Source organism: Nitratireductor arenosus, assembly GCF_009742725.1.
GTDB lineage: Bacteria > Pseudomonadota > Alphaproteobacteria > Rhizobiales > Rhizobiaceae > Mangrovimarina > Mangrovimarina arenosa.
In genome coordinates, this window is record NZ_WPHG01000004.1 from 439,305 (window position 1) to 455,743 (window position 16,439).

Genomic DNA, 16,439 nt, shown 5'->3' on the forward strand with positions numbered 1-16,439 from the left:
CAGACGCTGCGATGCGACGAGGCGCGGCCCGATGAGCGCGGCGCGTCTGCTCGTCCTGGCGGCGGGACTGATCGGCGCCGCAGGCGTGGCGCTGTCGGCGGCCGCCGCGCATGCGGGTGGCGGCAATGTGGCGACCGCGGCGCAGTTCCTGCTTTTTCACGCCCCTGCCCTGCTCGCACTGGGGCTTTTTTCGCATTCACGATTGTCCCGCGTGGCCGGGCTGGTGCTTCTTGCCGGACTTTTGCTGTTTTCCGGCGACCTGCTCATCCGGCATTATGCCGACACCCGGCTTTTCGCGATGGCCGCGCCGGCGGGCGGGACGCTGATGATCCTCGGCTGGCTGGGCGTCGCCGGCTCGGCCCTGCGCCGGCCGCGCGGCGCCGACTGACGACCCTCACCCACGCAATTCTTGATTTCAGCCGGACAATCCCCATCTCCGACAGGCAGGCGGACAAGACCACCGCCCAAGAAAGGACAGGATGAGCGACAATATTCTCAACGGCGGTATTCTGGCCCCGCGTCTCGACGACTGGCGCGTCTACGACGGCGTGCGCACGCGCCGGGTCTTCGCCTTCCTGCTCGACTATCTGTTCATCGGCCTGCTTGTGATCCCGTTCGCAGTACTGGTGTTTTTGCTCGGCGTATTGACGCTCGGACTGGGCTGGGCGCTGTTCGGCGTTTTAGGCCCGATCGTGGCGCTGATCTATATCTGGAGCACGCTCGGCGGCGCGAAGCAGGCCACGCCCGGCATGCAGTTGATGAGCTTGCGCCTGGAGCGGCTCGACGAACGCCCGGTCGACGGTCTTCTGGCCGTGGTCCATACGGTGCTTTTTTGGGCCGGCAACGCGATCCTGACGCCGCTCGTCCTGCTCGTCACACTGTTTGTCGACCGCAAACGCACCCTGCACGACCTTTTGCTCGGCACGGTGGTAACACGCGCCGACCGCTAGCCAAGCGCGCCGCGTTCAAGCTCCATTCAATTTTTCTGATCATAGTTCGGCTTGGCAAAGTCCAAGAAACGGTTGACGTTTTGCGCGCGCCGTCCAAGCTATGGGCTGCTCGCAGATAGCGGAAACCATGACGCAGCATCCGACCCAATCGCCGCAGTTCTTCCTGACCGCGCCATCGCCATGCCCCTATATCGAGGGGCAGTTCGAGCGCAAAGTGTTCACGCATCTGGTTGGAGAAAAGGCGCCGGAACTCAACGACCTGCTCACGCAGGGCGGTTTCCGCCGCTCGCAGAACATCGCCTACCGGCCCGCCTGCGAAACCTGCAGGGCCTGCGTGTCGGTGCGCATCCGGGCTGAGGAATTCCGGCCGTCGAAGAATATGAAGCGGGTAACGCAGAAAAACGCCGACCTGATCGGCGCAGTGCACGACGCCGAACCCACAACCGAGCAATATTCGCTGTTTCGCGCCTATCTCGACGCCCGCCACCGCAAGGGTGGCATGTCGGACATGACGGTGCTCGACTACGCCATGATGGTCGAGGACACCCATGTCGACACCAAGATCATCGAATATCGCCGCCGCGGCCCGGACAGTTTCATCACCGGCACCGGCCAGGGCGCGCTGATCGCGGTGGCGCTGTCGGACACCATGGCCGACGGGTTGTCGATGGTCTATTCGTTCTACGACCCGGCCCAGGAGGAGCGTTCGCTCGGCACCTACATGATCCTCGACCACATCGCGCGGGCGCGCACGGCCGGACTGCCCCACGTCTATCTCGGTTATTGGGTCCACGGTTCGCAGAAAATGGCCTACAAGATCCGCTTCCAGCCACAGGAGCATCTCGGTCCGAAAGGATGGGAGCGTTACGAAGCGACGGACAATGGCGGATAACGCCGTGACAGCCACGATCCAGCCCGCGAAACCGCCGCCCCGCCTGGCCCAATCGAAGCGCTGAAACACTTGTCGCGCCCGGCCGGGTAGTATGATGCCGAAACCTGACTAAGGTCCCCGCAAATCACGCTTTTTTTCCAATCGAATCCGCCGGACCCGCCATGACCGCTTCCAACAGCAACCACACCAAGGGCCTTTTGATCACCACGATCGGCGGTATGACGCTGACCATCGACATCCCGTTGATCCGGCTCGCCGACGGCGACGCGTGGTCGATCCTGATGTTGCGCACCGGCACGACGGTCGCCGCGTCGCTCACCATCTGGTTGGCGTGGCGGATGCTGCGCGGCAACGCGCCGGCCCTGATTCCCGGCCGGGCCGGCCTGATGGTGGCGGCGCTCTACGCGGCCTCCTCGGTGACGTTCATCATGGCCGTCTACAACACCGCGACCGCCAATCTCGTCTTCCTGCTGGCCTTCAACACCATGTTCGCCGCGCTGCTGTCATGGCTGTTCCTGAAGGAACGCCCACGCCCGGCGACGCTGATCGCCATGGCGCTGATGCTCACCGGCATGCTGATCATCGTCTATGACGGCATCGGCACGGGCAATCTGGTCGGCGACATGTTCGCGCTCGCCTCGGCCTTCATATTGGCAACCGCGATCACGATTTCACGGGCGACCGGCAAGGATATGGGCTTTACCGCGCTGGTGGCGGTGTTGCTGCCGTTCGTGATTTCCGTGTTCATGGTCGCCAAGACCGGCTATCGGGTCGAGGCGCCGTGGTGGATCCTGTTCAACGGCGCCGTCATCATGCCGATCTCGTTCTTCTGCCTGGCGACCGGACCGAAATATATCTCCGGTCCGGAGGTGGCGATGTTCTATCTTCTGGAGACGGTGCTCGCGCCGGTCTGGGTGTGGATGATCTTCGCTGAGGTGCCGACCGCGGCCTCGATGACCGGCGGCGCGATCCTGGTCGTCACGCTGATCGCGCATTCCCTGTGGCAGTTGCACGACGGCCGGCGCCGGCGGGCCGCCCTGGCGGTGCGACACCCGGCCTGAGCGGCCGGGCCGGCGCTTCAGTACTTCTGCGGCACGTAGAGTTCGGGCGGCAGTACCTTGCGCTCATATTCGGGATTGAAAACGCGTTCCGGCAGCGCGATCTCCTCGTGCGGCACCGGCTCGTAGGGCACCTGGTTGAGCAGGTGGTCGATGCAATTCAGCCGCGCCCGTTTTTTGTCGTTACCCTCGACGATGTACCAGGGCGCCTCGGGGACGTTGGTGCGGGCAAACATCTCCTCCTTGGCCTTGGTATAATCTTCCCAGCGCACCCGGCTCTGCAGGTCCATCGGCGAGAGTTTCCACTGCTTCATCGGGTCGTGGATGCGCATCAGGAAGCGCATCTGCTGTTCCTCGTCGGTGATCGAAAACCAGTATTTGACCAGCATGATGCCGGAGCGCAGCAGCATGCGCTCGAATTCCGGCACGTCGCGGAAGAATTCCTCGACCTGGTCGGGCGTGGCAAAACCCATCACCCGCTCAACGCCGGCGCGGTTGTACCAGGAGCGGTCGAACAGGACGATCTCGCCGCCAGCCGGCAGGTGCGGCACGTAACGCTGGAAATACCATTGCGAGGTCTCGCGCTCGGTCGGCGCCGGCAGCGCGACCACTCTGGCGATGCGCGGATTGAGACGCTGGGTGATGCGTTTTATGACGCCGCCCTTACCGGCCGAATCGCGCCCCTCGAAGATCACGACGATCTTCTTCTTATGATGCGCGACCCAGTCCTGCAGCTTGATCAGTTCCGACTGGAGCCGGATCAGTTCGCGGAAATAGGTAAGCCGGTCGATCGTGTCGGGATGGGCCTTCCTGTAGACCTTGCGGATTTCCAGCGACAGAGCCGGCTCCGACAATTCCAGCTCGTAATCCTCGTCGAGCGTGTCGGCGAGCTCGGCCTCGAGCCAGTCCTTGCCGCCATCGTTCCTGTCCATCGCGTCCCTCATATTCTCCCACGTCGCGAGCCGCGCCGGCGGCGGTCGCGCTTTCATACGCTACCGCAGAGACCTAACCGGCACCAATGACGGAATTATTGCAGCCGTGTCCGGCAGTCAGGACGAGGCCAAGGCCTGCCGGTCGAGTTTGCCCGTCCCGGTCTTCGGCAATTCGGCGACGAATTCGACGATGCGCGGATATTTGTGGGGCGCAAGCGCCGCCTTGACGTGGTCTTGCAGAAGGCGGACCTCATCGTCATCGCCATCGACCCCCGCTCGCAGGCACACGATCGCTCGCAGGCTCATGCGGCGGTCAGCAAGCCGGTGCGCCAGCACGGCGCATTCATGCACATGCGCATGTTCGTTCAGGCAACGCTCGACTTCGAGCGGCCACACCCACTGCCCGGAGACCTTGATCAGATCGTCGGCACGGCCTTGAAAATAGAAGAACCCGTCACGTTCGACAAAACGGTCGCCGGTATAGATCCAGTCGCCGCGCATGGTTTCGGCGGTCTTGTCCGGCCGGTTCCAGTAGCACGGCGCCGAGGAGGTGCCGCGCACCCACATAACCCCCTCCCTGCCCGGGCCAACCTGGCGGCCGTCGGCGTCGCGCAAGACGACCTCGTAGCCCGGCACCGCGCGGCCCGCCGCGCCGAGCCGCTGCTCGCTTTTGCCGTTCGACAAATAGATATGCAGGATTTCCGTCGAACCGAGCCCTTCGACCGCGGCCAGGCCGGTCAGCGTCTCCCAAGCCGCGTGAATATCCTGCGAAAGGGTCTCGGCGGCCGAGATCGACAGGCGCAGTGAGGACAGGTCGCGGCTTTCGACGCCGGCGGCACGGCAAAGCGCGGTGTAGAGCGTCGGCAGGCCGAAAAAGACGCTCGGCCGGTATGCTTCGATCATGTCGAGCACCCGGTCGGGATCCGGCCGGCCGGGCAGCAAAAGCGTGGTCGCGCCAACGGCGAAGGGAAAGGTGAAGGCGTTGCCGAACCCGTAGGCGAAGAAGATTTTCGGTACCGAAAAGCAGATATCGGCGGGTTTCAGCCGCAGGATGGTACTGGCATAGGATTGCTGGGTATAGGCCATGTCGTGATGGAGATGGACGATACCTTTCGGCCGCCCGGTCGAGCCGGAGGAATACATCCAAAATGCCATGTCGTCGGGCCCGGTGTCGGCGCAGTCGAGCGTTGCCGGCCGGCCGGCCAGGAACGCCGCGGCCTCGACCATCGGCCCGACACCGACCGGCGCGTCACCGTTCACCACAACGACACGCTCAATCGCGCTGCCGGATACGGCTTCGGCGCCGAACCGGTTGGCGAAGGCCGCCTCGCAGACAACAATGCGCGCGCCGGAATCGGCCAGGTAGAAGGCAAGCAGATCGGTGTTGCTGGCGGTGTTCAGCAGCACCGGCACGAAGCCTGCCCTGACCGCGCCGAAAAAGGCAGCCGGATAGGCCGGCGTGTCGTCGAGAAACAGCGCGATGCGCGCACCACGCTCAAGACCGAAGCCGGCAAACGCGTTGCCCCAACGCGCGGCCTCGGCGCAAAGCTGGCGATAGCTCAGCGTCCCAGCCGGACCAATCACCGCCGGCCTGTCGGGGCCCCGGTCGAGATTGTCGAACAGGATGGCGCTGCAATTGGCGTGGCGCGACTTGTCGAAGCCGATTTCGCGCGCGCCCGGCGTGTCGCCGACGGGATCGGCGAGCGGAGCATGCGCTGGCGATCCGTTCCCAGTCATCGTGCCTCTCCACTGGAATCCTCGTAGCGACGCATGAAATCAGGCGACAGTCGGCGCAGCCGTTCCATGTCGACCCGGCCCGAACGGGTGATGTAGTCGAAGGCGAAATCGAGCGGGGCGTGCGCCATCTTGTCGGGGAAACGATCGTACCAGGCGGCCGACATATTTGCCGCCTCGACGATCTTTTTCGCGATCGGCTGGCGCGCGGCCTGGAAAGCGGCAAGCCCCTCCCCCAGCGCGTCATGCGCGCAGAGCGCCCTGACCAGGGCGATCGCGTCCTCCATGGCGAGCCGGGTGCCCGAGCCGACCGAAAAATGTGCCGTATGAGCGGCGTCGCCCAGGAGCACACGGTTGCCGGCGACCCAGTTTTCGCACCACAGGCGTGGAAAGCGACGCCAGAGCGAACGGTTGGTGAGAAGCGGCGCGCCACCGAGCGTGTCGGCAAAGATATCGGCGCACTGGCGCGCCGAGGCCGCCTCGTCCATCTCCGCAAAGCCGTAAGCGTCGAAGGTCGCCGGGTCGCATTCGACGATGAAGGTGCTGCGGCCGGGCGCATAGCGATAGTGGTGCGCGTTGAGCGTGCCTTTGTCGGTGTGCAGGAATGTCTGGGTCAGCGTCTCGAAGGCACGCTCGGCGCCGAACCAGGCGAAGTGGTTTTCGAAATGGCCCCATGCCGGGGCGAAAACGGTCTCCGCGCTTGCCCGTACGAGGGAATTCAGCCCATCCGCGCCGATGACGAGATCGCCGTCAAGCGCCTGCAGACTGTCGAGTGGGCATCCATAGGCAAACTCCGCCCCGGCCGCTCGCGCCCTGCGTTGGAGAATGTCGAGCAGTTCGAGGCGGCCGATAGCGGCGAAACCGATGCCGTCGAGCAGCACCGTCTCGCCGCGATGGACAAGCGTCATGTTGCGCCAGCGCTGCATGCGCGGCGTCACCAGATCGTGCGTTTGAGGATCGTCGGCGCGCAGGAAGTCGAGCGCCTGGTCGGAAAACACCACGCCGAAGCCAAAGGTCGCGTGCGGCGGATTCTGCTCCCATACCCGCACGCGGCAACCGGGCATCGCTTCGCGGATCAGGATCGCGGCGTAGAGCCCGGCCGGTCCGGCTCCGACAATGTCGACCAACGACAAGGCTACCAAACGCGCCTCCCTTCATGCTTAGTGCGGGTGACAGCCTACAAACTTTCTCGTAATATGCAACGCATTTCATAATATGGAAAAAACATGCCCGACCCTGCCTTCACCGCCCGTTTCCAGATCAGCTTCGGCGACTGCGACCCCGCCGGCATCGTGTTTTATCCGAATTTTTATCGCTGGTTTGACGCGACCTGCCACGCCTGGTTCCGCGCGGCCGCCGGCAGCCATGCGCGGCTATGCGAAAGGCTGGGCACGGTCGGCGTCGGCCTGGTCGATTCGGGCGCCAGTTTCCGCTCGCCGGCGACCGAGGGCGACGTACTCGACATGGCGCTTCATATCGAGGCGTGGAACCGAAAGACGCTGCGGCTCGGCTACCGCGGCACGGTCGGGGGGCGGCTGGTGGTAGAGGGCTTCGAGGTCCGCGCCGTCTTCGTTCACGCGGACGGTCGGATGCGAGCCGGTGAGACAGCGCCGCTGCGCGCCTTGCTTGAAGGAACCGGCGACAATGGCTGACAGGCCGGACGGCGCGGGCGGCATCCAATCGCTCGACCAAGCGCTCCGGGTGCTCGTCGCGCTGGCGCGGCATGATCGCGCGGCGAGCCTGTCCGAGCTTGCACGCGACTGCGGCATGCCGGCAAGCAAGGTGCACCGCTATCTCGCCTCCTTCCTCAATGCCGGCTTCGTGCGCCAGGCCGAACGCTCCGGCAAATACGATCTCGGCCCGGCGGCGATCGAGACCGGGCTGTCGGCGCTCAACCGGCACGATTTCGTCAACCGCACCGCCGACGCCCTGCCCGGGCTGGCCGCGGAAACCGGCCTGACGGCGCTGTTGTGCGTGTGGGGAAATTTCGGTCCGACCGTGGTGCGCTGGGAGCGCGCGGCCTCGCTGGTAGCGGCTTCGCTCGGGCTGGGTACGGCACTGCCGCTTCTGACCTCGGCAACCGGCCGGGTTTTCCTGGCCTATCTGCCGGAAGCCGTCACCGCAGCCCTCAGGCGCGAGGAACTTGCCGAGGCGGCGGCGAGCGGACGCCCGCTTGGCGATATCGGACCGGACGAGGCCGGCGTGCGGACGCTGGCCGCAACAGTGCGCGCCGAGGGCCACGCGACGGTCGACGGCCGCTATATTCCAGGACTGATTGCGATGGCGGCGCCGATCCTCGACTGGCAGGCCCAGGCGCAGGCCGTCGTCACGCTGATCGGCACCGACCCGCGCGCGATCGCCACGGACGCGCCGGCGCTGGCGCGGCTGAAGGCTTTCTGCGCAACCTTGTCGATCACCGGCGCAGACGGGGCGACCTCCTGACGGGACGAGAGGTCCACACCACAATAACGACGTGACAAAACATACCGAAAACCGCCGGCGCAAGGCCGGCGGTTTTCATAAGCAGCGCGCATCGCGCTTAAAGAACGAATCAGGGCAAAGCTCGAACGCCTTGATTGACCTGGATTTTCGCCAGGCTTTCCCAAGGCCTGCCCGCAAAGCCGGGTGAGGCCTGAGCAGCTAGAAATCGAGCGCGACGTCCTTGTCGCCCTCGCGCAGCCGCGTCGGCAGGCCGATGCGGTTCAACAGGCCGAGGAAAGGCTGCGGCGGCAGTTCCTCCACATTGACCATTTTGTGCACGTCCCAGGTGCCGTCGGCGATCAGCATGGCGGCGGCGACCGGCGGGACGCCGGCGGTATAGGAAATCGCCTGGCTGCCGACCTCCTCGTAGCATGCCTTGTGGTCGCAGATATTGTAGATAAAGACCTCACGCGGCTTGCCGTCCTTCTCGCCCTTGACGAGATCGCCAATGCAGGTGTTGCCGGTGTAGTGCGGCGCCAACGAGGCCGGATCCGGCAGCACCGCCTTGACCACCTTGAGCGGCACCACCTCGAGCCCCTCGGCGGTCGTCACCGGCTGTTCCGACAACAGGCCGAGATTCTTCAGCACGGTGAAGACGGTGATGTAGCGTTCGCCGAACCCCATCCAGAAACGTACATCCGGCACTTTGAGGTTCTGCGACAGGGAATGGATCTCGTCATGGCCGGTCATGAAGGTCTGGCTTTCGCCGACGACCGGCAGGTCCCAGACCTTGCGAACCTCGAACATCTGGTTGGACGTCCATTTGCTGTCCTGCCACGACCAGACCTGTCCGGTAAACTCGCGGAAATTGATCTCGGGATCGAAATTGGTCGAGAACCAGCGATTATGGCTGCCGGCATTGACGTCGATGATGTCGATGGAATCGATCCGGTCGAAATAGTCGTTGTTGGCCAGCGCTGCATAGGCGTTGACAACGCCCGGGTCGAAACCGACGCCGAGCACGGCGGTCACGCCCTTGTCCTCGCACTCCTTGCGCCGCTTCCATTCGTAATTGGCATACCAGGGCGGCGTCTCGCAGACCTTGGCGGGGTCCTCGTGGATCGCCGTATCGAGATAGGCCACGCCGGTCTCCAGACAGGCCGACATCACCGACATGTTGACGAAGGCGGAGCCGACATTGATGACGATCCGGGCGCCGGTGCGCTCGATCAACGCCCTGGTGGCGGCGACATCGAGCGCGTCGAGCGCATGCGCCTCTAGCACGCCGTCCTGCTTGAGGCTGCCCTTTTCGCGCACGCTATCGACGATAGCCTGGCATTTTTCCACCGTGCGCGAGGCGATGTGGATATCACCGAGCACGTCGTTGTTTTGGGCACATTTATGAGCCACCACCTGGGCGACGCCGCCGGCGCCGACGATCAAGACATTGTTTTTCATCCTGATTCGTTCAACTCCATAGTTGGAAACAATCGTGATCCGGCGCCGGGGCGCCGGCGTGTCGGCTAAGACAGGCTCGTCACATAGTCATCGAACGAAAACGTCCTGATGACATCGACGCTGCCGTCGAGCTGGCGCACGGCGATGGCGGGCATGTTCACGCCATTGAACCAGTTCTTCTTGACCATGGTGTAGCCGGCGGCGTCCTGGATCGAAATCCGGTCGCCGATGGACAGTTCCTTCTCGAAGCGGAATTCGCCGAAAATATCGCCGGCTAGGCAGGACTTTCCGCAGATCATGTAGCTGTGCGGGCCGGCATCGGGGCGGATCGTAGCGCGCTCGCGATAGATCAAAAGGTCGAGCATGTGCGCCTCGATCGAGGAATCCACGATCGCCAGATGCTTGCCGTTGAACAGCGTGTCCAGCACGGAAACCTCGAGCGTGGTCGAGTTCGTCACCGCCGCCTCGCCCGGCTCCAGATAGACCTGGACCCCGAAGCGGTCGGCAAACGCCGACAGGCGGTCGCAGAATGCGTCGAGCGGATAGTCCTCGCCGGTGAAATGGATGCCGCCGCCGAGACTGACCCAGTCGACATGGCCGAGCAGATCGCCGAAACGGCTTTCGATCTCGCCCAGCATGCGGTCGAACAGCGCAAAGTCGGCGTTCTCGCAATTATTATGGATCATGAAGCCGGAGATGCGGTCGAGCACGCCGGCTATCCGGTCGGCGTCCCATTCGCCGAGCCGGCTGAACGGCCGCGCCGGATCGGCGAGATCGAATCCGGAACTGCTGATACCCGGATTGAGGCGCAGGCCGCGCACGATGCCGGCGGCGGCCGCCTCGAACCGATCGAGCTGGCCGATCGAATTGAAAATGATCTTGTCGGCATAGCCGACCACGGCGTCGATCTCGTGATCGGCATAAGCGACCGAATAGGCGTGGGTCTCGCCACCGAATTTCTCGCGGCCGAGCCCGACCTCGTAGAGCGACGACGAGGTCGTTCCATCCATGTAATCGCGCATCAGGTCGAACACCGACCAGGTGGCAAAGCATTTCAGGGCCAGCAGCGCCTTCGCGCCCGAACGCTCGCGCACATGGGCGATCTTTTCCAGGTTGCCCAAGAGCTTCGGCTTGTCGATCAGATAATACGGCGTCTGGTTCATCGGCCCCGGTGGTCGCCTCGCAAGATTACCCGCTATTGGTTCGGAAATTCACACCGGGCCGGACGGCGACGCGCGTCCGGAGCTTCGGCCTGCCGGCCTTACTAGCCGAGACCGGCCATTGCCCGCAACGCCCCGCCGCGAAAAAGACGCCACGCTCGGGGCGGCGTTTTGCTGCACCGTGGCCGTCTCGTTCGGCGGCGTACCGGCGGATACGCGCAGACGGGTTGACGCCGGCGCGCCGCGTTCAGCCGAACTTGCCGGTGCGCGGAAAGCCTTTTGGCGCCATGCGGCCTGCAGAGGCGCGTGCGCCGATCCATTCGGCCAGCTCCTCTCGGCTACGGGTGAAAGTGCGGTCGGCCGAATCCTTCCAAGACAGGCCCTCGGCCATGGCGAAGGTCTTGACGTCGGCGATACCGCCATCCTTGTATTTTTGCAGGCGCACGCCCTTGCCACGGGTGAGTTCGGGCACGTCGGCCAGCGCGAACACCAGCAGCTTACGGTTTTCCCCGACGACGGCGACATGGTCGCCGGAGACGGGCATGCACAGCTTGGCCTCGTCCGGCGGCTTGACGTTCATGACCTGCCTGCCCTTGCGGGTGTTGGCCACGACTTCGGCCTCCGGCACCACGAAACCGTTGCCGGCCCAGGATGCCAAAAGCAGTTTGCGCGCGGGATCGTGGGCAAAGGCGGTGACGATCGCCTGGTCGTTGTCCATATCGACGATGATGCGCACGGGCTCGCCATGGCCGCGCCCGCCCGGCAGCCGGTCGGCGCCGATAGTGTAGAACTTGCCGCCTGTGGTGAAGATCAGCACCTTGTCGGTGGTCTGGGCGTGGAAGGCGAGCTTGAGCTTATCGCCTTCCTTGAAGGACAGGCTGGACAGGTCCGACAAATGGCCTTTCATCGCCCGAAGCCAACCCTTCTCCGACACCACGACCGTAACCGGCTCCTTCTCGATCATCGCCTGATGGATGTCGGACAGGTCGTGATCGGGAGCCTCCGAGAAGGTGGTGCGTCGCTTGCCGAGATCGGGGTTCTTTTCCGGTCCGAACTTTTCCCGGATCTCGCCGATTTCCCAGGCCACCGTGCGCCATTGCTTGGCCTCCGACGCAAGCAGCGCCTCGATCTTCGTCTTTTCGTCTGTGAGCTGGTCGAACTCCTTGCGGATCTCGAATTCCTCGAGCTTGCGCAGGGCGCGCAGGCGCATGTTCAAGATCGCCTCGGCCTGGGTGTCGGTGAGGTCCCAGCGCGCCATCATCGTTTTTTTCGGCTCATCCTCCTCGCGGATGATGCGGATCACCTCGTCGATGTTGAGATAGGCAATCAGATAGCCGGCCAAAATCTCCAGCCGCCGCTCGATCTCGCCGAGCCGGTGGCGCGAGCGGCGGACCAGCACCTCCTTGCGGTGGTCCAGCCATTCCCTGAGCACGCCGCCGAGCGACAGGACGTTGGGCACCCGTCCGCGCGTCAAAACGTTCATGTTGAGCGAGAAGCGGCTTTCGAACTCGGACAGCTTGAACAGCGATTCCATCAGCAGCGCGGGATCGACAGCACGGCTCTTGGGCACCAGGACGACGCGAATATCCTCGGCGCTTTCGTCACGGATGTCCTCAAGCAGGGGAAGTTTGCGGGCCAAGAGCAGTTCGGCGGTCTTTTCGATCAGCCGCGACTTTTGCACGCCGAACGGGATTTCCGTCACGACGGCAATCCAGGTGCCGCGCCCCTGATCCTCCTGATGCCAGCGCGAGCGCACGCGAAACGAGCCGCGGCCGGTCTCGTAGGCGTCGAGGATCGAGGCCCGGTCGTCGACGATGATGCCGCCGGTCGGGAAATCCGGCCCCTCGACGAATTTGAGCAGGTCGGCGACGCTCGCCCCGGGATTGTCGATCAGGTGCAAGGCGGCGTCGCAGATCTCGGCCGCATTATGTGAGGGGATCGACGTTGCCATACCGACGGCGATCCCGGAGGATCCGTTGGCGAGCAGGTTCGGGAAAGCTCCGGGCAGGACAGCGGGTTCCTCGTCCTCCTCGTTGTAGGTGGGCCGGAAGTCGACCGCGTCCTCGGTGATGCCTTCCAGGAGCAGCGGAGACACCTCGGTCATGCGCGCCTCGGTGTAGCGCATGGCCGCGGCGCTATCGCCGTCAATATTGCCGAAATTGCCCTGCCCGTCGATCAGCGGGTAACGCATGGAAAAGGGCTGGGCCAGACGCACCAGCGCATCGTAGATCGCCTGGTCGCCATGCGGGTGGAACTTGCCCATCACCTCGCCAACGATACGGGCGCATTTGGCGAAACCCTGCTCGGGATTGAGCCGCAGCAGCCGCATCGTATGCATGATCCGGCGATGGACAGGTTTCAGCCCATCGCGCACATCCGGCAGAGCGCGATGCATGATGGTGGACAACGCATAGGCGAGGTAGCGTTCCTCAAGTGCGTTCTTGAGGTCGACGGGCTCGATCGCGTCACCGCCATCGCCACCGGGCGGAATCAGGCTTTTTCCCATGTTTTCCGGTTAATGGAGTAGGTTTCGCCGGGCAAGTGGGCGCGCACCAGAACGGCTTTGTGCCCCCAGCTTTCCCGGTATATAAGCACTTCCCGATCCATTTGCGAATTCTGTGCCGGCCTATGGCCGCGTCATCGAATATCCGCCAATGTGGGCAAATTCACTGAAAATGCGGCGTTTTCCGCGTTTCGACATTATCCCGTCCATTTGTTCGCCGTAGACTGGGCAAAGGGACTTAGAGCCAACTCAGGGAACACACCCATGTCTTACCCACGCCTTCGCCCCCACGCTTATCTCTGTGCCGGACTGATGGCAGTCTTTGTGCCGCATGTCGCCCTGGCCGCCGATGCCGACGAGGTGGCCGCGCGCCTCAAAGCGCTGATGGAAAAACAGGGCATGGAAGCATCTTGGTCCGGCATAGCGGGCGACGGCTCGCGGATGACGATGGAGGGTGTCACGGTCAAGCCGGCCGGCGAAGACGAAGCCGTTGCGCTCGGCGATATCGAGCTTTCCGATATCCGCGAGGATGGCGACACGATCATCGTCGGCACATTGGCGATGCCCTCCTACACCTTCTCCAACGAAGGCGTGAACGTGGCGATCGACGGCATCAGCGTCACCGGCCTCGAATTGGCGGCTGACGGCGACGACAGCGTCGCGGCGTTGGTCGGCTATTATGAAAGCGCCGACATGGACTTTCTGCGCGTGACCAGGGAGGGCCGGTCGCTGTTCACGCTCGAGCAGCTTCACGTCGAGATGTCGCCGCTGAGCGACGACGCGCCGCTGGAATTCAGCGGCGCGGCGGAGAAGTTCACCGCCGACCTGACCACCATCGAAGACGCGCAGACCAAAGCTGTCATTCAGGCGCTCGGTTACGAGACCATCAACGGCTATCTGGAATTGTCCGGTTCGTGGTCGCCCACCGACGGGCGCATGGTGCTCGACCAGTACGATATTTCCGTGGATCAGGCCGGCACGATCGGGATGACCTTCGACATCGGTGGTTACACGACGGAATTCATACAGGCGCTGCGCGACATCCAGGCCAAGATGGGAGAAACCGAAGGCCAGGACCAGTCGGCCCAGGGCATGGCCATGCTGGGCCTGATGCAGCAACTGACGCTCAACGGCGCCACTTTGCGCTTCGACGACGACACACTGACCCAAAAGGCTCTGGAATTCGTCGCCGCCCAGCAGGGCGCCAAGCCGGCCGCCATTGTCAACCAGGCAAAGGCGATCCTGCCCTTCGCCATGGCGCAGCTCAACAATCCCGAACTGACGGCGGCGGTGAGCGCGGCGGTGGGTAAGTTCCTCGACGATCCGCAAAGCCTCGAAATCCGGGTGGCGCCGGAAACCCCGCTGCCCTTCGCCATGGTCGCGGCCGGCGCGATGACCGCGCCCCAGGCCCTGCCTCAGCAGCTCGGCATGAAAATCACCGCCAACGAATAGGGGCGGTTGGCGAAGCGCAATCGGCGACGGCCCGGTGCATGCGCCGGGCCGTTGTCGGTCGTGCCCGCTGTTTGGCGCACTACGCTTGGCCGGCGCTCATGCCGCACCTAAGGTCAAGTGCCATGCCTGTAAAGATGGACGGGTTTCTGCGGCGCGCGTTTGATGACGCCCTTCGCCTCGAGATCGAGCTGGACGGCCTTCAACCACCACCCCGCCGTCTTGCCCTGCGGAAACAAATCGTCCGGAAGCAGCGGCACAAGCGCCTCTTTCGCGGCGGCTACGGTCAGACCGGGCGCCTTGCTCGGCAGGACGGCGAGCAGTGCCTCGCGCATTGCAGAATATTTCGCTCGATCAACCCGCTCGGATCGTCCGGGTATGTTGACGTTCTCGATTTCGATCTTGTCGTCAGGCATCGACCTTCCCCGCAATATCAATCTTCGGATTCCGGAACCCCATCCCGATCCACGCCCCCAGGAGCTTCGCGTAGAAGGACAGTGTATGGCTCTTAAGATTGGGCACGTCGTCCGGCACGTCAGCAGCATCCGGCAGGTCGCCCACCATCGTTCGCATTTCGGCTTTTGGCCGCGTCTCCTCCGGCCACAGGTGCAGGTAGACGCTCAGCCAATGCGCGCCTTTCAGTTCCAGGAAGACCGGCGTGTTGCAGCAGGTCGCGATGACGCGGCGCGAACCCGCACCGGCCGACAGCCGGAATTCAGCCAGATGCCCGGCACCCGCCAGGATGCGGACACGATCCTTGCGGTATTCCGCAGAAGGCGTCGCACCATATCGGGTAAGGATATTGCTCGCGCCCGGGAGCTTTGCGAGACGATCCGCCGCGGCCCTGCAGCTGTTGCACAGGCATTCGGAGACGAGGATCGGCGCTCCTAGCACCTCCAGCCGCGTTTGTCCGCAGGCACAGCCGATCCGTGTGGTTTTGCTCATGTTCGGTCATCCTCGGTGACGTGAAATAGGTGCCGGAGATATCTGTCCAGATGATCGAGACTTTCCCGTGCCAATTCGGGATCGTTCCCCGCCTTCGCCAGCACGAACCCGCCTTGAAGAACGGCCTGAGTGTGCCGAGCCAGGCTTTCGGCCGTCCAGTCACCGACAATGCCGCGATCCCGTCGAGCCGCCTCGATGTCGGCTTCAAGCGTGGCGGCATGGCCGAAAATGCTGCGGCCGCAGGCGTCGCGGATTTCCACAGAACTGACGTAAATCTCCTGCGCCATCGTTCCGACCAGACACGTGAACTCGGCCAGGTCGCCAACCATAATCGCCTTGCGAAAAGCGATGTAGGCGAGAACGCGCTCCAGAGGATCTGCGGGATCGTGATAGGGCGCGCCGGCGAAGAAGGCGGATGTCGTCTCGGCCCAGAACTCGGCCGCCGCCACGCCCAGCGCGTCTTTGCTGCCGAAATGGTGGAAAAACGCCCCCTTGGTGACGTCGGCCGCACGGCAGATATCGTCGACCGTGGAGGCGGTGTAGCCCTTGACGCGGATGATGTCGCGCGCTGCTTCCAAAAGCCGGGTCCGTGCATTGCCGCGTTCGGGCGATTGTTTGGTGGGTCTTGACATGCCTAAACATACCATTCAGTCGGTATGTGTCAAGAGCAAGGCTTGCCGCAGTACCGGCGCGCCCAAGCCGAGCAGAAAGCGTATTGGAGCCGGCCGGCGCTTTAGCCCGCCTTCCGGGGCATTCAGACGCGGCGAACGCCAGTCAAGCAGACGGCCGCACCACGGCGTCCGGGTCGAAGCGAGAGGAATGCTTTGCGAAACCACCCGCCTTGGACGCAGATGGTTTGATCAAACGGATTTTGCCGCTCGGCGAGGCATTGAACGCGCCCCACCACGATCCTCGGTGTCCGTTACGGCGTCGCGCC

General features: G+C 63.8%; 16 protein-coding genes. 7 read left to right on the forward strand and 9 right to left on the reverse strand.

Translation table 11 applies throughout. The annotated features are described in order from the left end of the window. Positions 1–31: 31 nt before the first annotated feature. The 4 genes from GN330_RS18560 to GN330_RS18575 all read left to right on the forward strand — a co-directional run bounded on the left by GN330_RS18560 (position 32) and on the right by GN330_RS18575 (position 2,903). Positions 32–388 (forward strand): DUF423 domain-containing protein, encoded by a 357-nt coding sequence (locus GN330_RS18560; RefSeq protein ID WP_156714193.1) that lies wholly within the window; start codon positions 32–34, stop codon positions 386–388. Between the two features lie 91 nt (positions 389–479). Continuing rightward, entirely contained in the window at positions 480–950 is a 471-nt protein-coding gene (locus GN330_RS18565) for an RDD family protein (protein ID WP_156714194.1), read from the forward strand. 127 nt (positions 951–1,077) lie between these two features. Next, a complete protein-coding gene (locus GN330_RS18570; protein WP_156714195.1) occupies positions 1,078–1,842 on the forward strand; it encodes an arginyltransferase in 765 nt (254 codons plus the stop codon). Positions 1,843–2,003: 161 nt separating this feature from the next. Next, a complete protein-coding gene (locus GN330_RS18575) occupies positions 2,004–2,903 on the forward strand; it encodes a DMT family transporter (protein ID WP_156714196.1) in 900 nt (299 codons plus the stop codon). A gap of 17 nt (positions 2,904–2,920) precedes the next feature. Here GN330_RS18575 and ppk2 read toward each other — a convergent pair whose 3' ends face one another. The 3 genes from ppk2 to GN330_RS18590 all read right to left on the reverse strand — a co-directional run bounded on the left by ppk2 (position 2,921) and on the right by GN330_RS18590 (position 6,708). Continuing rightward, the gene (gene ppk2, locus GN330_RS18580) at positions 2,921–3,832 is read right to left on the reverse strand and encodes a polyphosphate kinase 2 (protein ID WP_156714197.1); all 912 of its coding nucleotides are present in this window, start codon (positions 3,830–3,832) and stop codon (positions 2,921–2,923) included. Between the two features lie 117 nt (positions 3,833–3,949). Next, positions 3,950–5,569, reverse strand: a complete 1,620-nt coding sequence (locus GN330_RS18585; protein ID WP_156714198.1) for a benzoate-CoA ligase family protein — start codon at positions 5,567–5,569, stop codon at positions 3,950–3,952. Beyond that, the gene (locus GN330_RS18590; RefSeq protein ID WP_246188743.1) at positions 5,566–6,708 is read right to left on the reverse strand and encodes an FAD-dependent monooxygenase; all 1,143 of its coding nucleotides are present in this window, start codon (positions 6,706–6,708) and stop codon (positions 5,566–5,568) included. Before GN330_RS18590 ends, GN330_RS18585 begins: the two co-directional genes overlap by 4 nt. An 84-nt stretch (positions 6,709–6,792) precedes the next feature. On the opposite strand from GN330_RS18590, the gene GN330_RS18595 reads away from it, so the two are divergent. Together GN330_RS18595 and GN330_RS18600 are read left to right on the forward strand one after the other, a co-directional pair. Next, entirely contained in the window at positions 6,793–7,218 is a 426-nt protein-coding gene (locus GN330_RS18595; protein ID WP_156714199.1) for an acyl-CoA thioesterase, read from the forward strand. After that, the gene (locus GN330_RS18600; RefSeq protein WP_156714200.1) at positions 7,211–8,008 is read left to right on the forward strand and encodes an IclR family transcriptional regulator; all 798 of its coding nucleotides are present in this window, start codon (positions 7,211–7,213) and stop codon (positions 8,006–8,008) included. The genes GN330_RS18595 and GN330_RS18600 overlap by 8 nt, the downstream gene beginning before the upstream one ends. A gap of 198 nt (positions 8,009–8,206) precedes the next feature. Here GN330_RS18600 and GN330_RS18605 read toward each other — a convergent pair whose 3' ends face one another. The 3 genes from GN330_RS18605 to parC form a co-directional block, all read right to left on the reverse strand. Further along, the gene (locus tag GN330_RS18605) at positions 8,207–9,445 is read right to left on the reverse strand and encodes a saccharopine dehydrogenase family protein (protein WP_156714201.1); all 1,239 of its coding nucleotides are present in this window, start codon (positions 9,443–9,445) and stop codon (positions 8,207–8,209) included. 65 nt (positions 9,446–9,510) lie between these two features. Continuing rightward, positions 9,511–10,608 (reverse strand): carboxynorspermidine decarboxylase, encoded by a 1,098-nt coding sequence (locus GN330_RS18610; protein ID WP_156714202.1) that lies wholly within the window; start codon positions 10,606–10,608, stop codon positions 9,511–9,513. Positions 10,609–10,852: 244 nt separating this feature from the next. Then, entirely contained in the window at positions 10,853–13,111 is a 2,259-nt protein-coding gene (parC, locus tag GN330_RS18615; protein ID WP_156714203.1) for a DNA topoisomerase IV subunit A, read from the reverse strand. A 261-nt stretch (positions 13,112–13,372) separates the two neighbouring features. Between parC and GN330_RS18620 the strand changes: the two genes are divergently transcribed. Beyond that, positions 13,373–14,560, forward strand: coding sequence for a hypothetical protein (locus GN330_RS18620; RefSeq protein ID WP_156714204.1), 1,188 nt, complete (start codon positions 13,373–13,375; stop codon positions 14,558–14,560). Positions 14,561–14,673: 113 nt separating this feature from the next. Here GN330_RS18620 and GN330_RS18625 read toward each other — a convergent pair whose 3' ends face one another. The 3 genes from GN330_RS18625 to GN330_RS18635 are packed head-to-tail and all read right to left on the reverse strand — an operon-like array spanning position 14,674 to position 16,134. Next, positions 14,674–14,973 (reverse strand): DUF6958 family protein, encoded by a 300-nt coding sequence (locus GN330_RS18625; protein ID WP_156714205.1) that lies wholly within the window; start codon positions 14,971–14,973, stop codon positions 14,674–14,676. Next, entirely contained in the window at positions 14,966–15,502 is a 537-nt protein-coding gene (locus GN330_RS18630) for a GFA family protein (protein ID WP_156714206.1), read from the reverse strand. The genes GN330_RS18625 and GN330_RS18630 overlap by 8 nt, the downstream gene beginning before the upstream one ends. After that, positions 15,499–16,134 carry a TetR/AcrR family transcriptional regulator gene (locus GN330_RS18635; RefSeq protein ID WP_156714207.1) on the reverse strand — a complete coding sequence of 212 codons (636 nt, stop codon included), beginning with the start codon at positions 16,132–16,134 and terminating at the stop codon, positions 15,499–15,501. The genes GN330_RS18630 and GN330_RS18635 overlap by 4 nt, the downstream gene beginning before the upstream one ends. Between the last annotated feature and the right edge of the window lie 305 nt (positions 16,135–16,439).

Coding starts and splice junctions, on each gene's coding strand:
- GN330_RS18560 (WP_156714193.1), top strand. CDS start 32: ATGAGCGCGGCGCGTCTGCTCGTCCTGGCGGCGGGACTGATCGGCGCC.
- GN330_RS18565 (WP_156714194.1), top strand. CDS start 480: ATGAGCGACAATATTCTCAACGGCGGTATTCTGGCCCCGCGTCTCGAC.
- GN330_RS18570 (WP_156714195.1), top strand. CDS start 1,078: ATGACGCAGCATCCGACCCAATCGCCGCAGTTCTTCCTGACCGCGCCA.
- GN330_RS18575 (WP_156714196.1), top strand. CDS start 2,004: ATGACCGCTTCCAACAGCAACCACACCAAGGGCCTTTTGATCACCACG.
- ppk2 (WP_156714197.1), bottom strand. CDS start 3,832: ATGGACAGGAACGATGGCGGCAAGGACTGGCTCGAGGCCGAGCTCGCC.
- GN330_RS18585 (WP_156714198.1), bottom strand. CDS start 5,569: ATGACTGGGAACGGATCGCCAGCGCATGCTCCGCTCGCCGATCCCGTC.
- GN330_RS18595 (WP_156714199.1), top strand. CDS start 6,793: ATGCCCGACCCTGCCTTCACCGCCCGTTTCCAGATCAGCTTCGGCGAC.
- GN330_RS18600 (WP_156714200.1), top strand. CDS start 7,211: ATGGCTGACAGGCCGGACGGCGCGGGCGGCATCCAATCGCTCGACCAA.
- GN330_RS18605 (WP_156714201.1), bottom strand. CDS start 9,445: ATGAAAAACAATGTCTTGATCGTCGGCGCCGGCGGCGTCGCCCAGGTG.
- GN330_RS18610 (WP_156714202.1), bottom strand. CDS start 10,608: ATGAACCAGACGCCGTATTATCTGATCGACAAGCCGAAGCTCTTGGGC.
- parC (WP_156714203.1), bottom strand. CDS start 13,111: ATGGGAAAAAGCCTGATTCCGCCCGGTGGCGATGGCGGTGACGCGATC.
- GN330_RS18620 (WP_156714204.1), top strand. CDS start 13,373: ATGTCTTACCCACGCCTTCGCCCCCACGCTTATCTCTGTGCCGGACTG.
- GN330_RS18625 (WP_156714205.1), bottom strand. CDS start 14,973: ATGCCTGACGACAAGATCGAAATCGAGAACGTCAACATACCCGGACGA.
- GN330_RS18630 (WP_156714206.1), bottom strand. CDS start 15,502: ATGAGCAAAACCACACGGATCGGCTGTGCCTGCGGACAAACGCGGCTG.
- GN330_RS18635 (WP_156714207.1), bottom strand. CDS start 16,134: ATGTCAAGACCCACCAAACAATCGCCCGAACGCGGCAATGCACGGACC.